This window comes from Bacillus sp. 17RED48 (genome assembly GCF_019837545.1).
Taxonomy (GTDB): Bacteria; Bacillota; Bacilli; order Bacillales; family Bacillaceae_G; genus Bacillus_A; species Bacillus_A wiedmannii.
In genome coordinates this window covers 1-5,119 of sequence record NZ_JADAXG010000033.1, presented here as the reverse complement: position 1 = coordinate 5,119, position 5,119 = coordinate 1, and the positions used below count along the sequence as shown (strand labels likewise).

At 33.1% G+C, this 5,119-nt stretch carries 1 protein-coding gene and 3 pseudogenes; 1 reads left to right on the top strand and 3 read right to left on the bottom strand.

Annotated elements, in window-relative coordinates; all coding sequences use genetic code 11:
• A pseudogene (locus tag ILT06_RS32030) lies at positions 1 to 817 on the bottom strand (glycosyltransferase WbsX family protein); the annotation flags it as partial.
• Positions 818 to 996: 179 nt separating this feature from the next.
• Here ILT06_RS32030 and ILT06_RS32025 point away from each other — a divergent pair.
• A complete protein-coding gene (locus ILT06_RS32025) occupies positions 997 to 1,941 on the top strand; it encodes an NAD-dependent epimerase/dehydratase family protein (RefSeq protein WP_064475992.1) in 945 nt (314 codons plus the stop codon).
• Between the two features lie 39 nt (positions 1,942 to 1,980).
• On the opposite strand, the pseudogene ILT06_RS32020 reads toward ILT06_RS32025, so the two are convergent.
• Positions 1,981 to 2,757: pseudogene (locus ILT06_RS32020) on the bottom strand (class I SAM-dependent methyltransferase).
• 63 nt (positions 2,758 to 2,820) lie between these two features.
• A pseudogene (locus tag ILT06_RS32015) lies at positions 2,821 to 4,752 on the bottom strand (glycosyltransferase).
• Positions 4,753 to 5,119 lie beyond the last annotated feature (367 nt).

Below are 5,119 nucleotides of genomic sequence, written 5' to 3'. Positions count from 1 at the left end.
ATGCTTTCATACCTCTGTTAATTGCCTGCTTAACTCCTTCTAAATAGGCGAATCCATGCCTTTTATCTGGTTCTAAGTAAGTACCTTCTGCCCATTCATTCCACGCATTAATAAATAAAAACTCGCTGTTGTAAAGAGAATAGGTACGCTGGATTTGTTTGCTTAAATATATCGTGAACTTCCTAGGGGTAGAACCTAGGAAGATGCTGCTATTTAAGTCTTTGCGGCGTGCTGTATTGTCCCAGTCAACAAAGGCACCAGGAAATGTTTTTTTCTCTGGAGGAGATCGCTTTAGTATATACATCCACACTTTATCATAATCCCAAGCGTTTATTTGTTTACCAGACTCATATATTGCCTTATTTATGTCTGAAGAGCTATCATGGGCAATTGTATAAAAAGGCTCGAATTGAATGCTAGCATCAAATCCATTTATATTAGGAAGTGGAAAGCTGTTTAATGTTTCTGCAAAGTATATACCTTTCAAACCATTTTCTTGTGCGAGTGTATTCCAATAATGAAGCATTTGTTCACAATCAGGAATATGCCCGGGACGATAAATAATGAATAGTGGTTTATCATCTATACGGATATATCTCTCATCTTGGAAAGCTTGTAATAAATACTCAAAGTGTTCTTTCCAATCCGATAACTCTCCATAATTTTGAGGCTTTAATATGTGACTATCAAGACCATCCCAAGTTTTTGTCCACGGTTCATTTGCCCAAGAAAGGCAAAATGGAAAATCTGGTTCCTTCATTTTAAATACCTCATTAAAGGGTGTCTCCAATAGTCTTTTTCCTTTAAACCAGTTATGAGTGTTTTTGCGGTCATCTTAAATAAGGTATCGATTCTAAAAGGAAAATATAAAATAAAGATAATGAAAATTTATAAGGGGCATACAATTATAAGAGAATGAATAATAGAGGTGACCAATTTCGTTTATTTGTATTTCTAGGTGTGATAAGCAAAAATCTTATTACTAGAGAGGATATTATGAGGAAGAATAATTATTTAATAGTAGGTGGAAATAGTTTCATTGGTATTAACCTCGCATTAGGTTTATTGAAACAAGATCAAAATGTAAAAGTATTTTCCAGACATATAAATAATTTCCCTCAAAATATTATAAGTGATGTTGAATTTATTAAAGGTGATTTAGCGAATGTTGAAGATATATATAAAGCTTTAGTGGATGTGGATATTATTATTTATTTAGCTGCAACGTCTAATGTAGCAACTTCAATTGAAGATATTTTTGGAGATATGAACAGTAGCTTTTTTTTTCTTAATTTCATGGAAAGCGTTAAAAACTTTCCTATTAGAAGAATTGTATTAGCATCTTCTGGGGGCACCGTGTATGGTGAACCTGAATATTTACCTATTGATGAGAAACATCCATTAAAACCACTTTCTCCTTACGGAATAACAAAAGTGTCGCTTGAAAATTACTTGTACTTTTATAAGAAAAAATACGGAATTGACTATGTTGTATGTAGATATTCTAATCCATATGGAAAATATCAAAATCCTTTAAAGAAAGTTGGGGCAATAAACTGTTTTTTGTATCAGCATCTCAGTAATGAAAAGATTAATATATATGGGAATCCACAAGAGATTATTCGAGATTATATTTATATCGATGATTTAGTTGAAATCACTATACAACTATCACACTTAAATCGTTTGAAATCTTGTGTGTATAACATAGGGAGCGGCAAGGGTCTCTCTTTAAAACGAATTATAGTAGAATTGGAGAAATTAACGGAAAGAAGAGTGGACTTTACCTGCTATAAACAAAGGCAAGAAAATGTTCAACAAATCATTTTAAATATAGATAGAGTAAGACGAGAATGTAATTGGGAACCGAAAATAGATTTCAAAAGTGGAATTAGATTAAATAAGCTATGGATTGAAGAGTTCTTATATAGTAAAAAATAATAAGCCATGCCTACTTTTGTATAAGTAGAGCGTGGTTTATTATTTTATTTCTTTTTTTATTACCCAAAGGTCTTGATGTTCCCACCAAAAACCTTCAGTGTATTTTTTGATAACAGGGTTATAGGGTAATAATTTAATTTTGTCACATACGTAAGAGGGACTAACGATCATTTGCCCGTATTGATGAACATCCAAATCCAATTGTTCACTAGAAGGGAGAAACCAATAACCCTGTTTATTTAAATCTGGAAAGCTGAAGTACTTTTTACTTTGATAACCATGAGTTGTGAAAATGAGTAAGCCTTCAGGAGAAACAGCATTATACAATGTTTGAAGCCAACGAAACCAAGTTGTATTAGGCATATGAGAAAAAAATGATAGACAAAAGACGATATCATACGTAGACGAGGTCAAATTTACTTGTTCAGGTTCAGGGTGAGATAAGATAGAGGAAGTATTTAATGTACGTTCAATAAAAGTAATAGCCTCTTCATGTATATCGCAGGTAGTTATACTTAAGTTCGTTTGTAGGTTTAATAAATGACGTGTTACGCAGCCGTATCCGGATGCGAATTCTAATAATTTTATTGGAGTGTCTATAGGGGGATGGAAGGAAGTAATTAAATCTAAGAGTGTTTCTGCAGATTTTCTCCCATCTTAAAAATAATAATCTATCGCTTCTTTTTTAGATGGGAAGACTGGATTAGTGACAAGGAATTGAAAGATATGATCCTCTGGATGGATACTTGCATTTACATTGTAGTTGTGTGCAATTCGAGAAATCAAATCTTTATTTGCCTCTATAAATTCTTTCAATGAGTAACCCCCCTTAAATGATAGTAACGTCTTACAAGAGATACTGATGGCGAAGAAAATATATCATTCAATCTTCAAATATGCTTTAAGATACTTTCTATATGTGTACATTTTTTTTTTGAAATGTCGTCGATAGTAAAGGTTTCTTTAATGAAATTCTGCATTTGTACAACTTCACTGTAATGGGAATATGAATCTTCTGTTCTCGTTACGCTATTTGTATGTCGTCTATGATAGTTTAGCGGTTTTGGATTGAAATAAATGTTCCTCTCTTTAAGAATAGAAACATAGAAAAACCAATCACCAGCTACTTTAAACTTTTCTAATTGTTTTTCTGTTGTTTTTATATCTATGTTTTTAAAAACTACACTTGAGACATTAGGTATGGTGTTTTTGATAAGTAATGTATCTTGTATTTCATCTATTCCTTTTCGGAAATAAGAACTTTTCCATTTTTCTTTATCAATATCATTTGTGTAATCTAAATAATGATTGGCCAGGATATTTCCTTGCTCATCTATTTGTTGTGATTGTGTGTAGCTTAAGGTAACATCACCATTTATATGAAACCCTTGTATTACTTCTTCTAAAAATGTCTGATCACATAAGTCATCGGCCTCTGCAATCCAAATATAATCACTGGTTGCTGCAGAGACGCCTTTTATCCATTGTTTAAATACAGAACCAGAGTTTTTATCATTAATAATCTGCTGAACTTTTAAGTGGGGCTTATTTTCGTTTGAGAGCAGCTGTTTAAATATAGATACGCTATTGTCAGTAGAGGCATCGTCTAGGAAAATTAGTTCGTAAAGGGGATAGGTTTGGTTTAATATGGATTTAACTCGGTCAGGTAAGTATTTTTCGTAATTATAGTTCGATATGATTACGCTTATTTTTTGTAATTATGTTCAAGCAGGTTTAATAATTGATAAATATAATGAAGAAAGTTGAAATCTTTTTCAATAAGCTCTTGGCCAAAGCGCCCTTTTTGTAATCGTAAGTCTTCATCTCCAATAAATTCATATATTCTTTCCAGCAACTGCGGTAAATTTAAAAAGTCTACTAAGGCGCCAGTTTGTTCCGTAACAACATCTTCAAAACCTCCAGCATTTTTAAACTCTATAACAGGGACTTTTGTATCTAATGCTTCTAAAACAACGTTTGGAAAAGGATCTTCTCTTGAAGTTAATAAATACAAATCAGCCCCGGCGTTATATAAACCGATATCTGGAGTAGGCTCAACTAATGTGAAATGTGCTGTATACCTTGGGGATAGCGTGTTAAAGAAATGAACATCTGTTCTCCCGCCCCAGATAAAATGAATATTCGTATGAACCTTTCTTACTGAGTAAGCAATAAGTGAGAATAAATCTATCCCTTTCCGATGATCAGCAAAACCTACCCCAAAAATGATGTTGCTATCTAGAGGCAGGTTGTGTTTTTTTCGTAATTCGTTTCTCGCTTTTGCAATATTGTTCTTATAAGGATTGTGGTTAAACAAACCTTGAGGGGGGATGTGGCATTTTTGATGATCTAATTGGGTGATTGTACGGAATTTTTCATACACGTACTGTGAAGGGAAGACAATTTTGTAAGCAAACTCGGCAATGTTTCTCGCTTTTCCCTCGGCAGAGTACTGTTGTATTAAATGCGGCAATTCATGTATTAATGAAATAACTTTTATATTGTGTTTAGCTAGTAATGCAACTATATCACCACTTATGACGGTACTACATATGGCGATGGTATAGTCTTGTGATAGTAACTTCTTTATTAATAATTCGACCTTTTTTCCGTTGGGTAGTCTTCCTCTAGGCAATAAACAGGACCATACTTTTGAAAATCGTGGATTAAAATGCCCGTTCCAATAGAAATAATTGCGACGGAGTAATGAAAGTTTTCTTTAAGAGCTTTAATAGTATGTAAAGAAAGAAGTTGTGCTCCGTGGAAATGGGCATCATGGGATACATAAATGATCTTCTTATTAACATGCATTTCATAACGCCTCCTAAGTTAATTAGATTTTTAGTAAATGCATGGTGTATTTATAATTCCTAGAGAGAAGTGGTAGGAGATAATTGTGAATGCAGCTGGAATGTACTCGAAATAAAAAGTGCTACCTTTAATATATATTTGTTTGGCTTGGCTTGCTATTCATTCTTTAGAAAGGTGTAAGTAAGAAAGTATAAACTGTCGATTATGAAAGTGATTGCATCAGTTTATTAATCTCTAGGAACGGAGTATAAATGAAGAAGGTTCAATACCCTTTAGAATTTATAAAATAAAAAGGATAAAAGGTATTGACGATTAGGATATAGGGGTGTAATATAGAACAAGTCGCCGATGCAATAACGCAGAACGC